We start from the raw sequence: 22964 nt of genomic DNA, 5'->3' as shown, positions 1-22964 counted from the left end.
CCTCCTGAAGACATCACAGCTACTATACAAGCCTACCGGGAATCAGAGCGGGCTGAATTGAAGCTATACCCAACATTGCGCACAGTTGTAATCAACTGTTCATGATCAGGGCCCAATTTCGACCGCAGACGGCGAATATGCACATCAACGGTGCGAGTGCCACCGTAGTAGTCATAGCCCCACACCTCAGAGAGCAACTGGGCGCGCGTAAAGACCCGGCCCGGGTGCTGCACCAAAAACTTCAGTAACTCAAACTCTTTATAGGTCAGGTTCAAGGGTGCCCCTTGCAGACGGGCAGAATAGGAGGCCTCATCTACCATGACAGCCCCGGCCCGAATCACTGTGTTCTCTGGTTCTGAGTCCTCAGCTACTTGGGAGGCTAAAAGCCGCAATCGAGCCTCAAGCTCAGCTGGGCCTACCGACTCAAGCGCAATGTCATCCACCATCCAATGCGGCGCAACGGCGGCCATGCCGCCCTCTGTCAGCACCATCAATAGCGGTGTGGCACAACCAGAACTTTTCAACAGCTGGGCACAATTACGGGCCGCAACTAACTGCTCACGAGCATCAACCAAAACCACATCAGGGCCCAGGGCCTGCACCATGGAAGCAGACGCACTCAAAGGCAAGGCTGATAGCTGGTGAGCCAATAACCCCAGCGACTGAGTGACATCGGAGCCATCGGTCGCAGAATCACTCAATACGACAATATGCAGCACGCTCACACACTCCTAGAACAGGTCAACTCAAGCACCAGTATAAAACGCAGGGCACAGACGTTGATAAAAAGACTCATAATACGGGAAGATAAGAAGGATGCCGCCGCCCGCACCCGGGCACCCCACACAGCGAGATGAAACCCAAGAGTGACTACTAAAGACCCCACCCAGAACAGAGCTATCCGCACCTTCGTTCCTGAGCTTACCAAGCTCCGACGCGCCCAACGTAAAGCCGTCTATGAAGGCCCCCTGGGGCGAATCGGGGCCACACCCCGTTCCCGCTACGCCCTGGTAGCTCTTTCTGCACTCATCACCCTCATTGCGTTGGTCATCACCGCAGCTATCTCACCTGATGCAGCTGCCTTGGCTGGGCTGGGGGCCGTACTCTTGATTGCCGGTGGCTGGCCTGCCTCTACCGGTATTGCAGAGTTGCGGGGGCGCCGCCGTATTACCTCTCACTCTGTCATTGTTCTGCTTTCTGGGGTGGCCTCCCTGCTCTATTCTTGGCTGAACCCTGGCCATGCTCCTCTGGCTTTTCTGCCTGCTATTGCAGCGGTGGGGGTAGTTGCCAGCTTTATGGTGGAACTTGCCCGTGGTGAGGGAGCTGTGGGGCGGCTGGAGTCTGTGATTAGTTGCGTTTCGGGTGTGCTTGCCTCGGTGTCTGTTGCAGGTTGGGTTGGTTTAGCAATTGTGGCCAGGGATCTTGAGACTACCTACCCCGTTGTCACCATTGGTCTGGGTGTTGGCTTGCTACTGACCTTGATTGGTATCCGTGTTGTATCAGCAGGCCCCACCGAGGGGCCTCGTCGTGGCGCTATTACTCTGGGTGTAACGCCTGTGGCGCTGATTGGTGTTATCGCCTATGTGTGTGCGACTTTCCTCACTCGCGTGGTAGTGTAGCGGTATGAGTATTCTTGCACTTGAAATTTTCTTTCTTGTCCTTCTGGGCCTGGCAGGTCTGGCGATCTTCACCTGCATCGGTTTCGTGCTCACCGGTCTCTTCCGCGGCCAGAAGTAAGCAACCCACAGGCTTATAGCACCGGCCCCGCGCATTGTTGCGCGAGGGCCGGTTTTCTTTATATTTCGGGCACCTAAGGTAAGTCGTCAGAGGGGTGCCCTCACTGCTCATACCTGCCCCTCTCCTCAGGTTGGCTTGCCGACTACAATGGTGTGTATGGCTATTGAAATTCCTACCAACCTCACCCCCGAACTTGTGCCCTTCTCCTGGCTGCTGGGCACCTGGGAGGGCATTGGCTCCCTCTGGTACGAGGGCTCAGAGTCAACCCCTTTCGGGCAGATTATTACCTTCAGCCAAGATGGCCTACCCTTCATCGAATACCGCGCCGAGAGCTTCCTGCTCGATGACCAGGGCCAAAAGCTGCGCCCCCTTACTGTAGAAACTGGCTTCTGGCAGATTGACCGCACCCAGGTAGACGGCGATGTGGGCCCTGGCTTGGTGCCTGCTGACATAGTTCCTGTCCACCAGGACGCTGAGTCGGTGGAGTCCCTGCGGAATGAGGACGGCGGCTTCAACCTGCTTGCTACTATCGCCCACCCCGGCGGCCTGACTGAAAACTATGTGGGCATGATTAAGGGCCCGGTGGTGCGCATGCAGACCGGCAATATGCTCAAGGATGACATCACCAAGGACTACGCCGGTTCTGTGCGTCTCTGGGGCTTGGTCAACGGCAACCTGATGTGGGACTGGGAGACCGCTAACCCTGAAACCCGAAAGCTGGAGAAGCACGCCTCTGCTGAGCTGCGTAAGACTTCCTCTATGAGTGGTGACGATTTGGGGACCACGATGTTCGGTGGCGAAGATTTTGCAGGTGACCAGTAGTGACCGGCTATCGTAGCCCCCTCTTATCTCGCCCGGGTGCTTTTGCGGCTTCTGGGGCAGATAAGGGGGTTGCAGCCCACTACGGTGACCCTGTAGCTGAGCAGCGGGCACTAGCCCGCCGTGCCCAGTTCACGCTGGTGGATCACTCCAACCTGGGGGTGGTGACGGTTGTGGGTGAAGACCGCCTGAGCTGGCTGACCACCCTCTCTAGCCAGGTGCTCACGCAACTGGGGGAGGGTGATTCCACTGAGCTTCTTCTGCTGACCCCTCAGGGGCGTATCGAATTTGCTGCCTTTGCCGTTGAGAAGGACGGCGCAGTTTGGCTGATAACCGAAGGTGAGCAGGCAGCGCCCCTGGTTAACTATCTGAACCGTATGAAGTTTATGCTGCGCGTTGAGATTACTGACCGCACCGAAACTCACGCTGTGCTGGGTTCCACTCTGGACCCGCGTGAGGCTGAGGGTGCCAGCGCCCTGCTTGCAGGCGGTATTATCTGGGCTGACCCCTGGGGGGCCGGTATCGCCACCGGTGGCTACACTTACGCGTCCGTTGGGGAAGAGCAGCACCCGGGCTCTGCCTACCACCGTTACCTGACCATTGTGCCAGCCCACCGCTTACTTGATGCGGTGGAGGGCGCTAAACTGGCAGGTTCCTGGGCTGCTGAGGCCCTGCGCATTGAGGCCTGGCGGCCGCGCGTGGGTGTGGACTCTGATGAGAAAACCATCCCCCATGAACTAGATTTGCTGCGCACCGCTGTGCATTTGGAGAAGGGCTGCTACAAGGGCCAGGAGACTGTGGCCCGCGTGCATAACCTGGGTCACCCTCCCCGCCGCCTGACTTTCCTCGACCTGGACGGCTCCGAGCATACCCTGCCCGCTGCCGGTTCTGCCGTGCTGGCCGGTGAGAAGAAGGTGGGTACTGTGACATCGGTGGCCCTGCACCATGAGGCTGGGCCTATTGCCCTGGCTCTGCTCAAACGGTCGGTTGACCCGGCCGCCACCCTGCGCGTGGTAGATGGGGGAGATACGGACGCCGAGGGCAACCCCGCAACTAGCCAGTACGCCGCCGCCCAGACCATCATTGTTGCTCCGGACGCTGGCCAGGTGGCCGGGCGCCGGAACATGGGGGATTTTTTGCGTAGTTAGGGCCCCGAAAAATAGGAGCCTCTGAAAGTGTATAAGAGTCTGCACAGTCTAGGTGCAGGATACTTGGGCAGGAGGGTTCTGTCCTGAGTCTGCCCGGTTCACCGTTGATGTCGCTAGTATTATCACCGCTGGTAGCCGCCGCGATTTTTACTTCACCTCCACTACCATCGATACCGCCACCTACCCAACCGCTGAGCTTCGTGTGACAGAAACCGTTGACCTAGGTATTCCAGTAGCTGATGAAACCGTAATGGTGGAACCAAGCTTCGGTGGTAGGTGGGACTGGTTGGGTTCTGCTACCCAAATATTTTCTCAGGCTCTTTACATGTAACGTTTATCATGTAAAAATTCTTCTTACAGGCTTAGTGCTGATATAACGAAAATTTTTTTCAATTCAGGGAGTCGTGATGTTTAATCGGGTTTGTGGTTTTCTAGTATCTCTAGTAATTGCTATTTCGTTCGGCCTAATGGCCCCAGCAAATGCTGTTACTTCTCCTGGAGATTCGTATGATAGCGAGATGCTGGCAGAGAAGCTTTTAGAATACGCTGTGCTTGATTCATTTGGCAATATTGAATATTTCGATGTTGACAGAGCGCGGGTGGATGGCGTGAATGAAGTCGTTTTACTATAAGCCATTTCGTATAATCAGGGAGTATCAACTCGTCTCGGAGGGGGAGCTTTTCCTGCTCTTGCCGGACATAATCTTCAAATCGGCTTTCCAGTTCATGGGAATTGGTGTGGGCCAGGGGTGAGTGGCCCTGATGATCCGATTGATTTGCTCGACACGCGATGTCGCACTCATGACCTGTGTTATGCAGCGAACGGTTATTTCAATAAAGCCTGTGACCGTCACTTAGTTGCTTTGATTACAGTCGACTTACAGCTGAATAAGTACTCAGGCTGGGTGAAGGCTAAAGCAATTGCTATTAGGCAAGTTTTTGTTCCTAATCCGTTTTTCTAGAAAGGGTAGTGGAGATGATATCTTATGTGGTTGGTAATCGCTGGGGGGTATTTTCTTCCCCACGCTGGAAAAAATTTAATCTGCTTGCTGCCCCTATGTTTCTGGCTGGTGCCCTTGCCTTTATCTATGGAGGGCTTGCTACCAGCTATAGCTGGGCTCTTGCACCCCTGCTGGGTCTTCTTGGCCTTGGGCTAAGTCTCTTGGCCCGCACATGGGGCTGGGCAGTGGCCTTCTTCCTGCTCATCCTAACCCTCCCAGTAGTTATTGCCCTACAGGGCGTATAAGGCGCACAAAACTGATGACACTAAAGAAGTGGTTCTCCTCCCCCGACGGGGAGGAGAACCACTTCTTATACCTCTAGGGCCTAGCGTCCGAAGAGAACCTTAGCTTCTTCGTAGCGGTGCACCGGCACGGTTTTTAGGCCGTTCAGGGCCTCAGCGAAGTCAACGCGCTTGATTTCGGTGCCCTGCAGAGCGACCATCTTGCCCCATTCTTTATCGTGAATCATATCGACCACCTGAATACCCAGGCGGGTGGAGAGCACTCGGTCAAAGCCGGTGGGGGCGCCGCCGCGCTGGATATGGCCTAGGGTGGTGTTGCGGGTTTCGATACCGGTGATGCGCTCAATCTCCTGGGCAACCCAGTCGCCGATACCGCCTAGGCGGGGGCGGCCGTCCTTCTCCTGGCCCTTACCTGCCATCACATCGTCAAAGCCCTCCGGGATAAAACCCTCGGCCACTACCACCAGGGGCGAGCGGCCGCGGTCGTGAACTTCTTTGACCCAGCCTGAGACTTCCTCCATGGAGACCTTAACCTCTGGAATCAGAATAGCGTGGGCGCCACCGGACATGCCGGAGTGCAGGGCTATCCAGCCCACATGGCGGCCCATGACTTCAGCGACCATGGCGCGGTGGTGGGACTCCCCGGTAGTGCGTAGGCGGTCTAGGGCATCGGTTGCGATAGAGACCGCGGTGTCGAAGCCGAAAGTGTAGTCAGTGGCCTGGAGGTCATTGTCGATGGTCTTGGGTACGCCGACCACGGGCAGACCTGCGTCCGCCAGGCGCTTAGCGCCTGCTAGGGTGCCCTCACCGCCGATGGCGACAATGGCGTCGATGCCGTTGCGTTCCATCATGATTTCAATGTTTTCGGCACCGCCTTTAGGCCCATCAAAGGGGTTGGTGCGGGAGGTACCTAGAATGGTGCCCCCGGTGCGGGCTAGGCCGCGAACCTTGGTGCGGGGCAGATCCATGAAGTCGCCGTCAACGACGCCGCGCCAGCCGTCACGGAAGCCGATGAACTCGTCGCCGTAGGTCTTGACGCCATTGAGCACAGCGCCCCGAATCACAGCGTTCAGGCCGGGGCAGTCGCCGCCGGAGGTAAGCAGACCAATCTTCATGGAGAAACTCCTTGTGTTATTCCTGGTGAGGAATGAGGGTAATGACCCAGTTGGATTTCTGCCCGTTTGGGCCGTCCAAAGCCTGGGTCTTTGTTGGTTTCTATTGTAGTAAAGAGGGGTTGTGTTGGGTAGTGGGGCGCACATAAAGAACGCTCCCACGTAGTAGCTACGAGGGAGCGTCCTGCTGTTTCTATAAGCTGAAAACTATTTGGCGGTGGCTAGCAGTTTCTGCATGCGGGCAAGGCCCTCAGCCAAATCATCATCGCCCAGAGCGTAGGAGAGACGCAGGTAGCCAGAGGGGCCAAAGGCCTCACCGGGTACAACCGCTACTTCGGCCTCTTCGAGGATAATTTCGGCAAGTTCAGCAGAAGTCTGCGGAGTCTTACCTGCAATGGTTTTACCGAGTAGGCCGGTGACGTCGGGGTAGGCGTAGAAGGCACCCTTGGGGGTGGGGCAGTGCACACCTTCAATAGCGTTGAGCCCTTCCACGATAATCTTGCGCCGGCGGTCGAAGGCCTGGTGCATCTGCTTGACAGCGTCTAGGGGGCCAGAGACGGCTTTAAGGGCGGCCATCTGGGCCATATTGTTGACGTTAGAGGTCATGTGGGACTGCAGGTTGGTTGCTGCCTTGGTGATGTCTGCGGGGGCGATCATCCAGCCTACGCGCCAGCCGGTCATGGCGTAGGTTTTGGCAACACCGTTGAGAATAACGGTGTTTTCCGCCAGAGCCGGTACAGCCTTGACGATGGAGGTGAAGGGAACCCCGTCGTAGGTCAGGTGCTCGTAGATTTCGTCAGTGAGCACGATGACGCCCTTTTCAAGGGCCCATTCACCGATTGCCTTGGTTTCTTCGGGGGTGTAGACAGCACCGGTGGGGTTAGAAGGGGACACAAAAATGAGGGCCTTGGTGGCAGGGGTGTAGGCTGCCTCTAGCGTCTCGGGGGTGACCTTGTATTCCTGGTCGGCTCCGGCGAAAACCTCGATGGGGTTACCGCCTGCAAGGCGGATGGCTTCGGGGTAGGTGGTCCAGTAGGGGGCGGGTAGGAGCACATCGTCGCCCTCATCAATGACGGTGGCAAAGGCCTGGTAGACGGCCTGCTTGCCGCCGTTGGTTACGATGACCTGGGAGGCGTCAACGTCGATTCCTGAGTCGCGCTTGGTTTTCTGGGCGATGGCTTCGCGTAGGGCCGGAAGGCCTGCTGCCGGGGTATAGCGGAAGTTGGTGGGATCTTCTAGGGCCTTGTGGGCGGCTTCTACGATGTAGTCGGGGGTGGGGAAATCGGGTTCACCTGCACCAAAGCCGATGACTGGGCGTCCTTGTGCCTTAAGGGCCTTAGCTTTAGCGTCAACAACGAGGGTGGCTGAGGGGGCGATAGCGCCAATACGGCGGGATACGCGGGCAGTCATGGGGAGGTTCTCGCTTCCGTCCTGTTGGCAGGACCGTTCAGTTGGGGCAAAGGGGTGCGGACGCCGGTGCGCCCTTTAGTTACCTATCCTATAAATGATAAGGCGGGAGGGGCGAGCGCGCATCAAATTGCCAAAGTAAAAAATATGTTCTACAGTAGGTAACGTTGTTCGCAACCGAACAGCTTTAGGTTTGTGCCTGTAAGGGGTTCAGACCTCCTTGAAGGGGTAACCTTCAAAGGGCGGTGGCTCAATTGGTAGAGCAGCGGTCTCCAAAACCGCAGGTTGCAGGTTCGAGTCCTGTCCGCCCTGCTTCAAGCCTCACAGGTTTATTTGTCAATCGAACATTCATGTTCATGATGAGTCTAGAAAGGGGCGGGCCTATTATGGCTAAATCAATCGCCGCCAGGACCGCCGATTCTGAAGAAGTAGGCGCACAGCAGAAGCTAGGCTTCTTTGGTCGTATTTTCCAGTTCTTACGCGAAGTTATCGCAGAACTCAAAAAAGTCACTACCCCCACCGGTAAAGAACTGGTGCAGTATGTGATTATTGTTCTTTTCTTCGTTGCTTTTATGATGCTCTTCATCTCGGGCCTAGATTACGTTTTCGGTCAGGGAGCCTTCTGGATTTTTGGTAACGGTATCAACTAGAAGTAACGAAGCTAGGACGATAGCGACCTAACCCGTAGAATCTTTTGTGTATGTAAGGCTTATGTGCCTTCAAGTAAACCCCATTGACGAAAGCAGGAAAGCGTGACCGAGCAGGAACAGCATCCCGAAACTGAAGAGGTTGTAGAACCTGCAGAGCAGGCAATCGAAGAGGGCCATGAGGCTGTTGAAGTAGCGGCCGCTGAGGTTGCTGAAGAAGTCACCGAAGCTGAAGAGGCCGGTGAGCCCGCTGTTGACCCGCTCGAAGAGTTCAAGGCTAAGCTGCGCCGCCAGGAGGGTGAATGGTTCGTTATCCACACCTACGCTGGCTACGAAAACAAGGTTAAGACCAACCTCGAATCCCGTGCCCAGACCCTGAACGCTGAAGATGACATCTTCGAGGTTCAGGTTCCCATGGAAGAGGTCATGGAAGTTAAGAACACCACCAAGAAGCTGGTACGCCGCGTGCGCGTGCCCGGCTACGCTCTGGTGCGTATGAATCTGACCGACGAGAGCTGGGGCGTTGTGCGCCACACCCCCGGTGTGACCGGCTTTGTTGGGCAGGACGCCTACAACCCGGTTCCCCTGCGCCTGGATGAGGTTGTCGACATGCTAGCTCCTGTCTTTGAGGCTGAGCAGGCAGAAGCAGGTGCCGCACCCAAGGTTGCCCCCGCTGTTGAAACCGGTTTTGAGATTGGTGAGGCCGTCACCGTTAAGGAAGGCCCCTTCGAGGGCATGCCTGCCACCATCTCAGAAATCAACGCCGCAGCTTCTTCAATGGTTGTGCTGATTTCCGTCTTTGAACGTGAAACCCCTGTAACCCTGAACTTCTCTCAGGTCACCAAGATGTAGAACCAGCTAGTCTGGTTGAGGGCCGCCCCGCTTCATGTGGGGCGGCCTTTTTGTGTGTCTCCATGGAAACCAGGGGTGGGTGCCTAGATTTATCCGCATTTGTTCTGGTTTACCCGCAACTAGTTGCGGGTAAACCAGAACAAATGCGGGGAATTGAGCTGGGGCGCAAGCGAGCTGACCCCGCACCTGCCCATCCTGTGAGCAAACACCCAGCTGCTGACGTCCGCCCCGCAATAGCTTTAAGGCTCAGACCGTACTAAGATAGAAAACTGTATGTGCGCACCCACGCCGGTGCGTCCCTACAGGGTGCAGCCGCCGCCATGGCAGCACCACCGCCCGGTGCATACTCCTGTGCTCCGGCCCACCAGCTAAGAAAAGGACCAAACACAAATGGCTCCCAAGAAGAAGGTCACCGGCCTCATCAAGCTGCAGATCCAGGCAGGCGCCGCTAACCCCGCGCCCCCCGTTGGCCCCGCACTCGGTGCGCAAGGCGTCAACATCATGGAATTCTGCAAGGCTTACAACGCAGCCACTGAATCCCAGCGCGGCAACATCATCCCCGTAGAAATCACCGTCTACGAGGACCGCTCCTTCACCTTCATCACCAAGACCCCTCCTGCAGCACAGCTCATCAAGAAGGCAGCTGGCGTTGCTAAGGGTTCTGGCGTTCCCCACACCAACAAGGTCGGCTCACTGACCCTGGACCAGGTCAAGGAAATCGCGCAGACCAAGATGGAAGACCTCAACGCTAACGACATCGACGCCGCAGCGAAGATCATCGCCGGCACCGCCCGCTCCATGGGCATCACCGTCGAAGGCTAAGACCCTTCCACCCCGCCTACCGCGGGGAACCGAGGTTCACACCTCACCTAAGACAATTGTTAGAGTCTCCCACGTCTGGGAGGCATGTGGCAGAGCCGAGCGCGGCTCATCAAAGACCACACCTGCAAAGGAGAAAAGCAGATGGCAAAGCGCAGCAAGGCGTACCAGGCAGCTGTAGCCAAGATTGAAGCGGACAAGCTCTACGCACCCGCCGAGGCTATTGCAGTAGCAAAGGAAATCGCAGCAGACAAGCCCCACTCAACCGTTGAGGTCGCACTGCGACTGGGCGTTGACCCCCGCAAGGCAGACCAGATGGTACGCGGTACAGTCAACCTGCCCAACGGCACCGGTAAGACCGCCCGCGTTGTAGTAATCGCAGCAGGCGAAAAGGCTGAAGCAGCAGAAGCAGCTGGCGCTGACTTCGTTGGCTCAGACGACCTGATCGCAAAGATCGCTGGCGGCTGGGTAGACTTCGACGCAGCAGTTGCAACCCCCGACATGATGGGCAAGGTTGGCCGTCTGGGTAAGGTTCTGGGTCCCCGTAACCTCATGCCCAACCCCAAGACCGGTACCGTCACCATGGACGTTGCTAAGGCTGTTGCAGACATCAAGGGCGGTAAGATTGACTTCCGCGTTGACCGCAACTCAAACCTGCACTTCATCATCGGTAAGGCTTCCTTCACCGAGCAGCAGCTGACCGAGAACTTCGAAGCAGCTCTTGAAGAGGTTAACCGTCTCAAGCCCTCATCTTCTAAGGGCCGCTACATCTCCAAGGCAACTATCGCCACCACCTTCGGTCCTGGCGTTCCCGTTGACCCCTCAACCGTAGCCTAAGTTTTCTTAGACTTCCCCGGTTAGATGTAGCCCCCAGGGCTAAATCAGCAGGCTCACCGCGTCTCATACGCGGGGAGCCTGCCTTTTTCAGTTTAAAGAAAAGTACCTAAGTACTCTCTTTGTTCCAGATGCGTATTATCTCTGGTCTTTCCGGTGCTCCCGCTATAGGATAATTGCTAACCACTCTCATTAAGGAGTTTGGTTTCTTGGAGAAAAGAAGTAAAGATGTTCTTTTTAATTGGTGAAATACATGAATAAACGGGTACAGAATAAATGGTGGATACCAGCCTCGATTGCTGGGCTTGGCGTCGTATCACTCATAGTTGCTGGCCTGGAATATAGAAACTGGGAAGAGTCAGGCGAGCCTTATCATCAAGCATCTTCGTGGATTATTGCTTGGCACGGTCTCTCACTGTTGGTTATCGTCATCAGTATTCTTGTGCTGATTTGGCAGTTTCTAAAACTCCAGAAAAAATAGTTTTTGGCAGGCTCCGTTGCGTGCGGAGCCTGCTTTTTAGCTGTGAGATTAGCGCAGCGGCTAGGGGGAGGCGGACGCCCGGGTCTAGAATTTGCGGGCGCAGCCTGGCACTGAACTTGTCAGGCCTTCACCTTTCCCACAATACCCCTCCCAATTTAAGTGATTAATCACCCTTAACCCCGGTTTTAACTTGCCAGGGCCCAGCTAACCGTGGTTAGATGAAGTAACCAAAGACCGCCGGTCTGTGCCTTTTACAGGCACGATAAGGGCTAACCAGCCCACCTGCGTAGGTGCCGATAAAAGAATACAAACCAGTTTCACTGAGCTTGTATTATGCCTCGATGCCTGCGCGTCGGGGCATTTTTTGTTGGCCTGGCGGGATAAGAACTGGAAGGAACACCATGGCAACACAGGATAAGATTGCTGCCGTCTCTGAGATCAAGGAACTCCTTGAATCCTCAAACGGCGTAATTCTCACCGAGTACCGTGGTCTCACCGTTGCACAGATGAAGGAACTTCGTCGTGCACTGGGTGCTGAGACCGAGTACGCCGTGGTAAAGAACACTCTGACCGCTATCGCGGCTAAGGAAGTTGGCATCGAAGCATTCGATGGTCAGCTCCACGGCCCCAGCGCAATCGCATTCATCAAGGGCGACTTCATTGATGCTGCGAAGGGTCTGCGTGACTTTGCCAAGGCTAACCCCCAGCTGATCGTTAAGAGCGGTTACTTCGAGGGCGAAGCTCTCGACGAAGCTGGCATCAACAAGTTTGCAAGCCTCGAATCACGCGAGGTACTTCTTGCAAAGGTCGCAGGCGGCGCAAAGGGCGCAATCGCAAAGGTTGCTCGCACCGTTGACGCTCTGCGTATCAAGCTCGAAGAGCAGGAAGGCGCAGCACCCGAGGCCGAGTAATCGCCTCGAAGCTGCCCACCGCACAGACTTTGGCCTTACGGCCACCCCACAATTTTCAAGCTCGCAGGCTGAAATACTGAGGCTTGCAAGAGAATCAAAGAAGGAGCCAATCTCATGGCTAAGCTTTCAATCGAAGAACTCATTGAAGCATTCAAGGAACTGTCACTCGTTGAGGTTTCCGAATTCGTTAAGGCATTCGAAGAAGAATTCGACGTAACCGCAGCCGCTCCCGTTGCTGTTGCTGGTGCTGCCGGTGGCGACGCTGGTTCTGCTGAAGAGCAGTCAGAATTCGACGTTATCCTCGAATCAGCTGGCGACAAGAAGATCGGCGTTATTAAGGAAGTTCGCGCCCTCACCTCACTGGGTCTGAAGGAAGCTAAGGACCTCGTTGACGGCGCTCCCAAGCCCGTTCTCGAAGGCGTTTCCAAGGAAGACGCAGAGAAGGCTAAGGAAGCTCTCGAAGGCGCTGGCGCAACCGTCACCCTCAAGTAAGTTTCTTACTTTTCTTATCTTTGGCGCAAGGGCGGCACCCATCACGGGTTGCCGCCCTTGCGGCTTTTAAGAAACACCGCCTTACATCTAAGGCAGCGGCCGGCCTTGCCGGGGGGCATAAAGGACGGACGCCACCGCCCATCTCTTCCCCTGCCTGCTGGTTTTAGTTAGGCTGGGGTCATGGGTAAGACTCTGTTTCGTGTGCTCTGGTGCCTGCTGTTGGTAGGTTTTCTGACCTGGCTAGCTATCCTGCTATGGCCGGGCCACCCGGTCATAGCCTGGCTGACCACCCGCCTGGTCATTGCCCAGGCCGTTGCCTTCCCCACTTTGCTTGCGGTTGCCGGGGCGGGCGTCCTGATAGTGGCCCTGCTGGTTGCCCTGCGCTCTAGAACCAGCACAATCACCCGCTACCTCGCCGGGCTGACGGCACTAGCCTGTGCCGCTTCTAGCCTTCTGGCGGTGATTGACCCCTATGGGTCTATGCGATATCAGGCACGCGGGGTGCTCGCCATCGGCTGCGCCAATATGCAGATCTACCGGGTCACCACCTATAACGCCCTCGACACCCTCACCGACCAGGGCCTGGCCCGGCTACTGGCTGATCAACCGGATTTTCTGGTGCTCCCCGAAGTTTCACCCGACACGCCCGCTCTAGCTGACGGGGTACCGGGCTACCAGGTCTTTGCCTCCACGAGCCAAAAGCCCCATATTGCCCCAACCCTGACCCTGGTGAGCGACAGGCTGGGCTCCTACACCGCGCAGGAAGTGCCCATGACATTCGGGGCCCTTCTGCTGACTCCTGAAAACCAGGCCAGCGGGCAGCCCCAGCTACTGGCGGTGCATACCGCCCCGCCTGTCCCTATCTACATGCAGCAGTGGCGTGAAGATCTCGCTACGATTGACCGGCTGGCCCGCGACGAGGGGAGCCTCGACCTGATAGCCGGTGACTTCAACGCGACCCTGCTGCACGGCAGCTTAGCCAGCTATGCGGGGGCTGGCTCACTGCTGGGGGTGGACGCCGCCTTGGCCACTGACCAGGTAGAGGGCACCTGGCCTGCAGACGGAGTGCTAGGAATGAAATCGCCCATTGACCGCGTGATAGTGATGCAGGGCCCACCTGCTGGCGGTGAAGAAGTGACCTACCGCCGTGTGGGGAACTCTGACCATCTGGCAGTGGGTGCCGCCCTGACTCTCTGCAGCCCCTAGCTGCCGCTCTCTTGAACGGTGGGGAAGTGATAGGCGATGGTAGGCTGGTGGCAACCCCGCACACAGCGCACCCCCAATCTACTATGAGGTGAGAACCATGGCAGGCTTCTTCAAAAGGCTCTTCGGCAACAGCAAGACCGCCCAGTCCCCAACACCTGACCCTGCCCAGTCCCCAGCATCTGCCTCCGCCGCAGCGTCCGCTCTGGAAACCACCGTTCTAGAGACCTCCGCTCTGACCGCCCACATGGACGGCACCGTCATTGAACTAGCCAAAGTCAGCGACCCCACCTTCTCATCGGGTGCCCTAGGCCCCGGCGCCGCAATCGAACCCACAACAGGCCAGGTGGTAGCACCAGCAGACGGTGAAATAACCCTAGCCTTCCCCACCGGCCACGCCTTCGGCATTCGTACCACAGAAGGCCTAGAGGTACTGATTCACGTGGGCTTCGATACCGTAGAACTAGACGGCAAATTCTTTGAACCTAAGGTCAAGAAGGGCGAGAAAGTCACCCGCGGCCAGGTGCTGGTTGAATTCAATCTAGACCAGGTCAAAGCCGCAGGCTACACCGCCACCACTCCGCTAGTGATCACCAACGAAAAGAACTCCGTAACAGGCCTGACAATAACCAAGGCCCTTAGCGACGTAGCCGCCGGTACTGACTTCATCACCGCAACCCATCCAGCCTAAAGATAAAGCCCAATCGCACAGGCCTCCTAGCCCGCCCCTAACTGACCAGGTACCCTTGAGAAGTAAACCGTACCCAGGAGGATTCTATGCCCGAGCAGACCTACAACTTTACCGTGCGTGAAGCTACCGAAGCTGATTACCCCGGCGTCATTGAGGCACTCACCAACGCCTTTGAATATGACCCTGTTATGAGTAAGGCCATGGGCGGGGATGGCCGCACCGAAACCGTCCGAGGTCTTTTCGATTTTCAGATACGCACCACCTACGGCCCTAAAGGCACCATTGATATCGCTGTTACCGAAGACGGCAAGGTGCTGGGGGCTGCTCTCTGGCTCTCACCCCAGGCGCAGAAGGGCAACCTGCTGGCTGACCTCAAGGCTCTCCCTGATTACTACAAGGTGCTAGGGAAGGGGCTGATTCGTGCCGCTTTCACCGAGTTCCGGCTGCTAGCCAAGCGCCCCAGATTCGCCCACTGGTACCTCTACACCATCGGTGTGCACGAGGACGCCCGCGGTCACGGCATCGGCTCCCACCTGCTGGATTACCGCTGTGAGCGCCTAGAGCAGGTTCCTGCCTATTTGGAGGCATCTACCTACCGCTCAGCGTCATTGTATGCCCGCCACGGTTTTGTGGAGCTCTTTCGGTTCAAAAGCGGCAAGCCTGCCCTGGGCATGTTGCACCCGGCCCCGGTGACGCAAGTATCCTTGCATGACCTTCACCGGAACAAGTAGTAATTTCTCTGTTCTTCTCTCCTGATGATGTGCATGAGCTAGTCAGTACTTTACGGGGAGCTGCTCTGCTGAAGATAGCGATGTGGCCGAAGCGGGGGCGTATGCAACAGTTTGAATAATTAATGTGATTATTTAGATAAACACTGATTTCGAGTGTCATAATCCTGGGGAATCAGTTTTGGTGATTTTCACTTGAAGTCGCTAGCTGCTCGGCGTTCTTGATTAATACCAATATTTGGGATGAACTAGGCTAGTTTGGAGCTGTTTTCAGGCAGAAGGGCCCCTGGAATGAAAATAGGGGAAATTATACTATATTTCCTACCTTAGAGGGTGCTTGACTGTAAGAGGGGCTACGCCAGCATGCATACCATGGGGCCAGTAAATGAGTTAGTGTCATAACTGGATTCGGTTACATGTAACTGAGTATTAATCGTGATATATCATCAGGAGCTACACATTATGGGTTCTACGGCTGCGGCTGACACTGCCCCTTCACAAGACCTCACCCAGGAGCTGAAAAAGAATCAGCTCAAAAACCTTCTTCTAGCTACCATCTTCTCAACCATTGGGTTCTGGGCCTGGACCCTGATAGGCCCCCTCGCAAAGGGTTACTACGCAAAAGAATTTGACCTCACTCCCGGTCAGGTTAGCCTGCTGATTGCTACCCCCATTCTCGTTGGTGCTTTGGCTCGTATCCCGGTAGGTGCTTTGGCCGATAACTTCGGCGGACGCATCATGTTTACCATCGTGCTAGGTGTATCTGCCCCCTTGGTTCTACTGACCGGTATCGCTGGGCTTTCAGATAGCTTTGCTTTCTTGATGGTTTCTGCATTCCTGCTGGGTCTGGCCGGTACTGTTTTCGCAGTGGGTGCTCCCTTCACTAACCTCTGGTACGAGAAGCACCGCCGTGGTTTCTCATCAGGTGTCTTCGGCGCCGGTATGATTGGTACTGGTCTGAACGCATTCCTGACCCCCCGCCTCTTCAACGCGTTGGGCTACTGGAACCTTCACCTGCTGATGGCCGCCGTTGTTGGCCTGGCAGCAGTGCTCTCCTACCTCTTGCTGCGCGAATCTCCTCTGCGCCCCACCGGTAAGTCTGCTCCTCTTCTGCCCAAGATTGCAGCAGCCCTAAAGCTGATCCCCACCTGGCAGTTCTCCGCTTTGTGCGCCATCGGCTTCGGTGCCTTCGTTTCTTTCTCTAACTACCTGCCCACCTACCTGGGTAACGTCTACGGCTGGGAAGCAGTGGATGCGGGTACCCGTACCGCTGGGTTCGCTCTGGTAGCTGTTATTGCCCGTCCTATTGCAGGTTCTCTTGCTGACCGCATCAGCCCCAAGCTCATCTGCCTTACCTCCTTTATCCTGGTAACCATTCTCGCGATGCTGATTGCCTTCCAGCCTGAAGGTGAGTACGTCTACGGTACCCTCTTCTTGCTACTGGCCGGTTCACTAGGTATCGGTATCGGTGGCCTGTTTGCTTGGTTGGCTCAGGTCATTGCCCCTGAAATGCAGGGTTCTGTTGCAGGTGTCGTGGGTGCCCTAGGTGCCTTCGGCGGTTTCTTCCCTCCCCTGGTTATGGGCGCAACCTACAACGAAGAACTTCACAGCTACTTCCTGGGTCTGACCCTGCTAGCTGGTGCTTCAATCCTTGGTCTGCTGATAACTCTCATTACTAAGAGCAAGAAGCACGCCGCATAGTAGAACTATCTAGAATCTATTGACATAGATACCCCAAGTGCCCCTGGCCTCTATAGGCTAGGGGCACTTTGTCATGCTGATAGGAAAGTGCTTGGCTCTAGCATCGCTGGGACGATAACCCGTCTCAATATGGCGCCAGGTGTGTAAGGTATGGCACAATAAGGGGTATTATAAATAAAAGCTGTTACAACTGGCGCGGGAGAGACCGTGCAGACTCGAGGTTGAGGGACCACGAGCGCCGGCGCCGAAGGAGCAAATCCTCCCCGGGAAACTCTCAGGCACATGTACCGCTCAGTTAGGCAACTCTGGAGAGGGGCATCAAACCCCCACCGAAGGGGCAAAATTCGCGCCCGCTACTACGCGTGATGGGTAGCTGCGAACCAAAACTCTCAGGTAATAACAGAGCGGGGAGGGCACCCCCACAGGGCACCCTGTGGGTAGGTTTACCCTCTACCCTTGGAGCCTCATATGTCATTCCTCGACCGTCACCTTGGCCCCCGCTCAACTGACCAAGAAACCATGCTAGCAGCCCTAGGCTATGACAGCCTCGGCGCCCTCATCAAAGAGGTCATTCCCCCCACCATTCGTCTACAGGGTGATCTCAATCTGCCCGCTCCACTATCTGAGCTAGAGGCCCAGAGTAAGATCGCCTCCTATGCAGCCCTCAATCAGGTCAAGCACCAGATGATTGGCGCAGGCTACTACGATGCCATCACCCCGGCTGTTATCCGCCGCAACATACTTGAAAACCCGGGCTGGTACACCTCCTATACCCCTTACCAGCCCGAAATTTCTCAAGGCCGTCTCGAAGCTCTGCTAAACTTTCAAAACACCGTCATGGAGCTGACCGGTCTACCCATCGCTAATGCCTCCCTTCTAGATGAAGCAACCGCCGTTGCAGAAGCTGCGGTGATGATGCGCCGTGCTAACCGCAAAGTCAAGAAGGGCTTCTTCGCTATCGACGCCCGCGCCCTGCCCCAGACCCTCTCAGTCGTCCGCGGCCGTGCCGAAGCATTGGGTATTCCCTTTACCATCACCGACTTTGCTGACGGTCTGCCCGAAGGCGACCTCTACGGCGTCATTATCTCTAACCCCGGCCAAGACGGCCAAGTGCGCGACATCGAGCCACTCATTCAGGCCGCTAAGGAACGCGGGGCCCTAGTCACCGTCATCACCGACCTGCTAGCCCAGACCCTACTGACCACCCCCGGTCACCAGGGTGCCGATATTGCTGTGGGCTCCTCACAACGCTTCGGCCTGCCCCTCTGGTACGGTGGCCCCCACGCAGCCTTCATGGCCGTCGCCCAGGGGCTAGAACGCAACCTTCCAGGCCGTCTGGTCGGTGTATCAAAGGACGCCACCGGCAAGCCCGCCTACCGCCTAGCCCTACAAACCCGCGAACAACACATCCGCCGCGAAAAAGCTACCTCTAACATCTGCACCGCCCAGGCCCTACTGGCCATCGCCGCCGGTGCATACGCTATCTACCACGGCCCCGAAGGGCTACGCGCCATTGCTCAGCGTCTGCACGATAATGCCGCCCGAATTGCCGCAGCCGGCACGTCCGCCGGACTGAAACTAGTCCACGAAACCTTCTTCGACACCGTAGCTTTTGAAGCACCGAATCGCGCCGACGAACTGGTCGCCCAGGCGCTAGAAGCAGGTATTAATATCCGCCGTCTCTCCGCTGACCGTATCTCTATCTCTGTAGGCGAATCCCACACCGAACAGGTACTCGAAGCCCTGGCAACCGCCCTGGGCGGCGAACTAGGGGAGACCGACTCCTACCAGCTACCTCAGGCCCTGCTCCGCACCGATAACTACATGAGCCATCCGGTCTTCCACCTCTACCGCTCTGAAACCTCCATGATGCGCTACCTGCGCTCCCTGGCAGATAAAGACCTGGCCCTAGACCGCACCATGATTCCCCTGGGCTCTTGCACTATGAAACTCAATGCAGCAGCCGAGATGGAACCCATCTCCTGGCCCGAATTCGCCTCCATCCACCCCAACGTCCCTGCCGACCAAGCCACCGGGTGGAAGGCCCTGATTGAAGAGCTCTCCACCTGGCTCACCGAAATCACAGGCTACGACGCTATCTCCTTGCAACCTAACTCCGGTGCGTCCGGCGAATACGCGGGCCTACGCGCTATCCGCGCCTACCACGAAGCTCAAGGCGATACCCAGCGCACCATCGTCCTCATTCCCATGAGCGCCCACGGCACCAACGCCGCCTCTGCCGCCCTAGCCGGTCTGGCTGTTGCCGGTGTGGCAACCGCCGCCGATGGCTCCATCGACGTAGAGGATCTAAAAGCCAAGATTGAAAAATACGGCGACACCATCGCCGGGATTATGATTACCTACCCCTCCACCCACGGTGTCTTCGAACAGCAGGTTGTGGAAGTCTGCCAGCTGGTGCACGAAGCCGGGGGCCAGGTCTACATAGACGGTGCCAACCTTAACGCCCAAATGGGCCTAGCCCAACCCGGAAAGTTCGGTGGCGATGTCTCCCACCTGAACTTGCACAAAACCTTCGCCATCCCCCACGGTGGTGGAGGCCCCGGCGTCGGCCCGGTTGCTGTGGGTGCCCACCTAGAAAAATACCTACCCGGCAACGGCTTTGAAGCGGACGCCCAAGGCCAGCTAGCCGGTGCGCCCCTACCCATCTCCCAGGCCATGTTCGGCTCAGCCGGTGTGCTACCCATCTCCTGGATGTACATTGCCATGACCGGCGCTGAAGGGCTACGCGCATCCTCTGAGACCGCTATCCTCTCAGCCAACTACATTGCCAAGAAACTAGGCTCCCTCTACCCGGTACTCTACGCGGGTGAAACCGGCCTGGTAGCCCACGAATGCATCCTAGATTTGCGCCAGCTAACTGCGGCCTCCGGAATCACCGCCGAGGACGTCTGCAAGCGACTCATGGACTACGGCTTCCACGCCCCCACCCTAGCCTTCCCCGTACCTGGCACCCTCATGGTTGAGCCCACCGAGAGCGAGTCCTTAGCTGAACTCGACCGCTTTATCCAGGCCATGACCAAGATTCACGCCGAGATTCAAGAGGTCATCGACGGCAAAATCAGCGCCGAAGAATCCGTACTGCGTCAGGCCCCGCACACCGTTGAGGTCCTCACCGCTGATGAATGGACCCGACCCTACCCCAGATCCCAGGCAGCCTACCCCGTCCACGAGCTACGCCTGAATAAGTACTTCACCCCCGTGGGGCGTATCGACGGCGCGGGCGGCGACCGTAACTTCGTCTGCGAATGCCCGCCCATGGAAGCCTTCGACATCGAAGCTCCCAGCGCCTAGACCAGAAAGGTAAACCTATGTCACCCCAGAAAACTGCCCTCCACCAGGTCCACATCGATTTGGGTGCCACCTTCACCGACTTCGGCGGCTGGGAGATGCCCCTCAAATACAGCAACGACGTCGAAGAGCACAAGGCCGTACGATTAACAGCAGGTCTCTTTGACCTCTCCCACATGGGCGAATTCCGCATCACCGGCCCCGACGCCGCTACTTTCTTGGACTACGCCCTACTCTCTAACATGTCCATCCTCAAGGTGGGCAAGGCCAAGTACTCCCTGCTCCTAGCCGAAGACGGCGGGGTCATCGACGATGTGATTACCTACCGACTAGGCGAGGAAGAATTCCTGGTAATCCCCAACGCCGCTAACGTTGCAACCGACTACGAGACAATGAGCGTCCGCACCACAGGATTCGAGGTGCAACTAGTCAATGAGACCGCCCAGACCTCCCTCATTGCCCTACAAGGCCCAGCATCAGAGGCCATCCTGCTAGAGATGGAACCCTCCGAAGCTGAAACCATCACCTCTATGGGCTACTACTCAGCTGCCCCGATTCGCCTCGGCAACATTCAAGCCCTGCTCGCCCGCACCGGCTACACCGGTGAAGACGGCTTTGAAATCTATGTTGCCAACAAGGACGCCGCCAAGCTCTGGGCCCTAGCCTCTGAACGCGGCCAAGAGCACGGGGCTATCCCCGCAGGCCTAGCTGCCCGCGACTCCCTACGCCTTGAAGCAGGCATGCCCCTCTACGGCCACGAACTAGGCCGGGACATCACCCCCTTCGAATCAGGCATGGGCAAACTCGTTGAAATCGCCCTGAACAAGAAGACCGCCGATTTTGTCGGTAAGGACGCCCTACTTGCGCTCGCCGATGAAACTCCAGCTCGTTCCCTGGTCGGTCTTAAAGCTCAGGGCAAGCGGCCTGGGCGGGCAGGTTCCACACTGGTAGACCAGGACGGTACCAAGATTGGTGAGATTACCTCCGGTATCCCTTCACCTACCCTGGGCTACCCCATCGCCATGGCTCTTCTGGCTACCGAGCACGCTAGCTTGGGGCAGACTGTGCAGGTGGATATTCGCGGTAAGGCTGCTCCTTTCGATATTGTTGAGCTGCCTTTTTACCAGCGCACACAGTAGAAGACGAGGCTGAAAGAGTCCACTGAGAATTCTGTACTACCCCTGCTGAGAGGAACATAACCTATGGGCCTGAATAACATCACCGATTATCTTTCTGAGCCGCCTCACACAGGAGCACAAGCTCAAGCAGAAGCCCTGGGCTATGACATTTCCGTCTTTGAGCTCTTTTCTATTGGTATCGGCCCCTCAAGCTCCCATACCGTAGGCCCCATGCGAGCCACCAACCGGTTTATTGCTGAACTGATTGATACTGGAACCCTTAAGGACGTTACCCAGGTTCATATCGACCTCTACGGTTCTTTGGCAGCTACCGGCGCTGGGCACGGAACCATGAGCGCAGCTCTCAAAGGGCTGGCTGGCTTTGTACCTGAAACCATTGATATTGCCGCCGCCGAAGCTCTCATGGGCCGTAACCAGGTAGACGGAACTCTACCCCTGGCCGGCTACCCCTCGGCTGCTTTTGAAACCGGTGCCCCCGGTCCGGACGCTACTAAGGTGAGCGGGCCCGTCCTTACCTATAAGGAATCTGATATCACCCTGCGCCCGCTCACCCTGTTGCCTCGGCACACCAACGGTATTAAAGTCACTGGTTATACGGGGGAGAAGGTACTGCTAGAGCGCACTTACTTCTCTATCGGTGGTGGCTTCATCGTAGAAGAAGACGAAGAATTATCAGAATCTACTGGCCTTTCTCAGGCCCCTTACCCTTTCGGGTCGGGCCGAGAGCTACTGGAGATGGCTAACACGGCCGGATTATCTATTGCTCAGCTCAAGATGGAAAATGAGAAGACAGAGCGCACTGAAGCAGAGGTCCGAGCTGGTATTTTGCATATTCGGCAGGTTATGAAGGAGTGTATTGGCTCGTCCTTAGAACGTATGGGCTATCTGCCCGGCCCGCTTAAGGTGCGCTGCCGTGCAGGGCAATGGCACCGTGACCTGCTAGAAGAAGACCCTCGAAAGTCAGCTGATTTCGCCATCGACTGGGTTAATCTGATTGCCCTGGCTGTCAACGAGGAGAACGCCTTTGGCGGGCGTGTTGTCACGGCCCCCACCAACGGGGCTGCTGGCATTATCCCCGCAGTCTTGCACTACGCACTCAACTATGTGCCCTCGGTGGCCCATCACGGGCAGAAAGCTATTGATGATGCCGTCGTGGACTTTTTTCTAGCTGCCGCCTCAATTGGTGCCCTCTATAAGAAGCGGGCCTCAATCTCTGGCGCTGAGGTAGGCTGCCAGGGTGAGGTGGGCACAGCCTCATCCATGGCTGCTGCCGGTCTAGCGCAGGTTATGGGAGGCACCAATGAGCAGATTGAAAATGCCGCCGAGATTGCTATGGAGCACAACCTGGGTTTGACCTGCGACCCTGTGGGCGGCCTGGTACAGATTCCCTGTATTGAACGCAACGCCATGGCCGCCTCTAATGCGGTCACCGCCGCTAAGATGGCCCTACGAGGGGACGGACAACACCGGGTTTCTCTGGATCAGGTGATTGAAACCATGCGCCAGACCGGTGAGGATATGTCTCACCGCTATAAGGAGACATCTATGGGCGGCCTGGCTGTGAATGTAGTGGAGTGCTAGGGAGAGTTTGCAAAAGCCGCAGAGATTGGGTATGGACAGCTTAAATATTATGCTGTAGCATGAATATTTGCGCTTCCCTAATCTTCTGTGCCTTCATATAGCGGTGGGCA

Annotated in this window: 22 protein-coding genes, 1 tRNA gene and 2 riboswitches; of the genes, 20 read left to right on the top strand and 3 right to left on the bottom strand. The window is 56.7% G+C overall.

From position 1 onward, the window contains the following. Positions 1 to 32: 32 nt before the first annotated feature. Positions 33 to 719, bottom strand: a complete 687-nt coding sequence (locus ACEE09_RS00625; RefSeq protein ID WP_449081131.1) for a response regulator transcription factor — start codon at positions 717 to 719, stop codon at positions 33 to 35. A gap of 147 nt (positions 720 to 866) precedes the next feature. Here ACEE09_RS00625 and ACEE09_RS00620 point away from each other — a divergent pair, with 147 nt between their 5' ends. The 5 genes from ACEE09_RS00620 (at position 867) to ACEE09_RS00600 (ending at position 4336) form a co-directional block, all read left to right on the top strand. Then, entirely contained in the window at positions 867 to 1619 is a 753-nt protein-coding gene (locus ACEE09_RS00620) for a hypothetical protein (RefSeq protein ID WP_449081129.1), read from the top strand. A gap of 274 nt (positions 1620 to 1893) precedes the next feature. Then, complete coding sequence (locus tag ACEE09_RS00615; protein ID WP_449081128.1) at positions 1894 to 2559, top strand: FABP family protein; 666 nt, start codon at positions 1894 to 1896, stop codon at positions 2557 to 2559. After that, positions 2559 to 3704, top strand: a complete 1146-nt coding sequence (ygfZ, locus tag ACEE09_RS00610) for a CAF17-like 4Fe-4S cluster assembly/insertion protein YgfZ (RefSeq protein ID WP_449081126.1) — start codon at positions 2559 to 2561, stop codon at positions 3702 to 3704. The genes ACEE09_RS00615 and ygfZ overlap by 1 nt, the downstream gene beginning before the upstream one ends. Positions 3705 to 3756: 52 nt before the next feature. Next, complete coding sequence (locus ACEE09_RS00605; protein WP_449081124.1) at positions 3757 to 4035, top strand: hypothetical protein; 279 nt, start codon at positions 3757 to 3759, stop codon at positions 4033 to 4035. A 76-nt stretch (positions 4036 to 4111) separates the two neighbouring features. After that, positions 4112 to 4336 carry a hypothetical protein gene (locus tag ACEE09_RS00600; RefSeq protein ID WP_449081122.1) on the top strand — a complete coding sequence of 75 codons (225 nt, stop codon included), beginning with the start codon at positions 4112 to 4114 and terminating at the stop codon, positions 4334 to 4336. A 694-nt stretch (positions 4337 to 5030) separates the two neighbouring features. On the opposite strand, the gene ACEE09_RS00595 is transcribed toward ACEE09_RS00600, so the two are convergent. Both ACEE09_RS00595 and ACEE09_RS00590 read right to left on the bottom strand, forming a co-directional pair. After that, positions 5031 to 6062, bottom strand: coding sequence for a 6-phosphofructokinase (locus ACEE09_RS00595; protein ID WP_449081121.1), 1032 nt, complete (start codon positions 6060 to 6062; stop codon positions 5031 to 5033). Positions 6063 to 6266: 204 nt separating this feature from the next. Then, positions 6267 to 7469, bottom strand: coding sequence for a pyridoxal phosphate-dependent aminotransferase (locus ACEE09_RS00590; RefSeq protein ID WP_449081119.1), 1203 nt, complete (start codon positions 7467 to 7469; stop codon positions 6267 to 6269). Positions 7470 to 7705: 236 nt separating this feature from the next. On the opposite strand from ACEE09_RS00590, the gene ACEE09_RS00585 reads away from it, so the two are divergent. The 15 genes from ACEE09_RS00585 (at position 7706) to ACEE09_RS00515 (ending at position 22854) form a co-directional block, all read left to right on the top strand. Continuing rightward, positions 7706 to 7778: transfer RNA gene (locus ACEE09_RS00585), tRNA-Trp, on the top strand. Positions 7779 to 7852: 74 nt separating this feature from the next. Further along, a complete protein-coding gene (secE, locus tag ACEE09_RS00580) occupies positions 7853 to 8116 on the top strand; it encodes a preprotein translocase subunit SecE (RefSeq protein WP_449081118.1) in 264 nt (87 codons plus the stop codon). Between the two features lie 102 nt (positions 8117 to 8218). Next, positions 8219 to 8965 (top strand): transcription termination/antitermination protein NusG, encoded by a 747-nt coding sequence (gene nusG / locus ACEE09_RS00575; protein WP_449081116.1) that lies wholly within the window; start codon positions 8219 to 8221, stop codon positions 8963 to 8965. A gap of 390 nt (positions 8966 to 9355) precedes the next feature. Beyond that, on the top strand, positions 9356 to 9787 hold the full coding sequence (gene rplK, locus ACEE09_RS00570; RefSeq protein ID WP_449081114.1) for a 50S ribosomal protein L11: 432 nt from the start codon (positions 9356 to 9358) through the stop codon (positions 9785 to 9787). Positions 9788 to 9928: 141 nt separating this feature from the next. Next, on the top strand, positions 9929 to 10621 hold the full coding sequence (gene rplA, locus ACEE09_RS00565; RefSeq protein WP_449081113.1) for a 50S ribosomal protein L1: 693 nt from the start codon (positions 9929 to 9931) through the stop codon (positions 10619 to 10621). Between the two features lie 250 nt (positions 10622 to 10871). Continuing rightward, positions 10872 to 11099 carry a hypothetical protein gene (locus tag ACEE09_RS00560; protein WP_449081112.1) on the top strand — a complete coding sequence of 76 codons (228 nt, stop codon included), beginning with the start codon at positions 10872 to 10874 and terminating at the stop codon, positions 11097 to 11099. Between the two features lie 401 nt (positions 11100 to 11500). After that, a complete protein-coding gene (gene rplJ, locus ACEE09_RS00555) occupies positions 11501 to 12010 on the top strand; it encodes a 50S ribosomal protein L10 (protein ID WP_449081110.1) in 510 nt (169 codons plus the stop codon). 114 nt (positions 12011 to 12124) lie between these two features. Further along, on the top strand, positions 12125 to 12502 hold the full coding sequence (gene rplL, locus ACEE09_RS00550) for a 50S ribosomal protein L7/L12 (protein ID WP_449081108.1): 378 nt from the start codon (positions 12125 to 12127) through the stop codon (positions 12500 to 12502). A gap of 180 nt (positions 12503 to 12682) precedes the next feature. Continuing rightward, complete coding sequence (locus tag ACEE09_RS00545; RefSeq protein WP_449081106.1) at positions 12683 to 13708, top strand: endonuclease/exonuclease/phosphatase family protein; 1026 nt, start codon at positions 12683 to 12685, stop codon at positions 13706 to 13708. Positions 13709 to 13805: 97 nt separating this feature from the next. Further along, positions 13806 to 14396: a PTS sugar transporter subunit IIA gene (locus ACEE09_RS00540; protein WP_449081105.1), complete on the top strand. Its 591-nt coding sequence runs from the start codon at positions 13806 to 13808 to the stop codon at positions 14394 to 14396. An 86-nt stretch (positions 14397 to 14482) separates the two neighbouring features. Next, entirely contained in the window at positions 14483 to 15127 is a 645-nt protein-coding gene (locus ACEE09_RS00535; RefSeq protein WP_449081103.1) for an N-acetyltransferase family protein, read from the top strand. A 459-nt stretch (positions 15128 to 15586) separates the two neighbouring features. Beyond that, on the top strand, positions 15587 to 16825 hold the full coding sequence (locus ACEE09_RS00530; RefSeq protein ID WP_449081102.1) for an MFS transporter: 1239 nt from the start codon (positions 15587 to 15589) through the stop codon (positions 16823 to 16825). Positions 16826 to 17011: 186 nt separating this feature from the next. Then, positions 17012 to 17125: riboswitch (glycine riboswitch) on the top strand. Then, positions 17126 to 17238, top strand: a riboswitch (glycine riboswitch). 55 nt (positions 17239 to 17293) lie between these two features. Further along, positions 17294 to 20137, top strand: coding sequence for an aminomethyl-transferring glycine dehydrogenase (gcvP, locus tag ACEE09_RS00525; protein ID WP_449081101.1), 2844 nt, complete (start codon positions 17294 to 17296; stop codon positions 20135 to 20137). Between the two features lie 17 nt (positions 20138 to 20154). After that, positions 20155 to 21273 carry a glycine cleavage system aminomethyltransferase GcvT gene (gcvT, locus tag ACEE09_RS00520; protein ID WP_449081100.1) on the top strand — a complete coding sequence of 373 codons (1119 nt, stop codon included), beginning with the start codon at positions 20155 to 20157 and terminating at the stop codon, positions 21271 to 21273. Between the two features lie 63 nt (positions 21274 to 21336). Further along, positions 21337 to 22854, top strand: coding sequence for an L-serine ammonia-lyase (locus ACEE09_RS00515; RefSeq protein WP_449081098.1), 1518 nt, complete (start codon positions 21337 to 21339; stop codon positions 22852 to 22854). The last annotated feature ends 110 nt before the right edge of the window (positions 22855 to 22964 follow it).

The sequence above is a fragment of the Rothia sp. 88186D007BW genome, from assembly GCF_053544215.1.
Note: the sequence above shows the minus strand (reverse complement) of the source record. Positions and strands in the feature narration are given on the sequence as shown.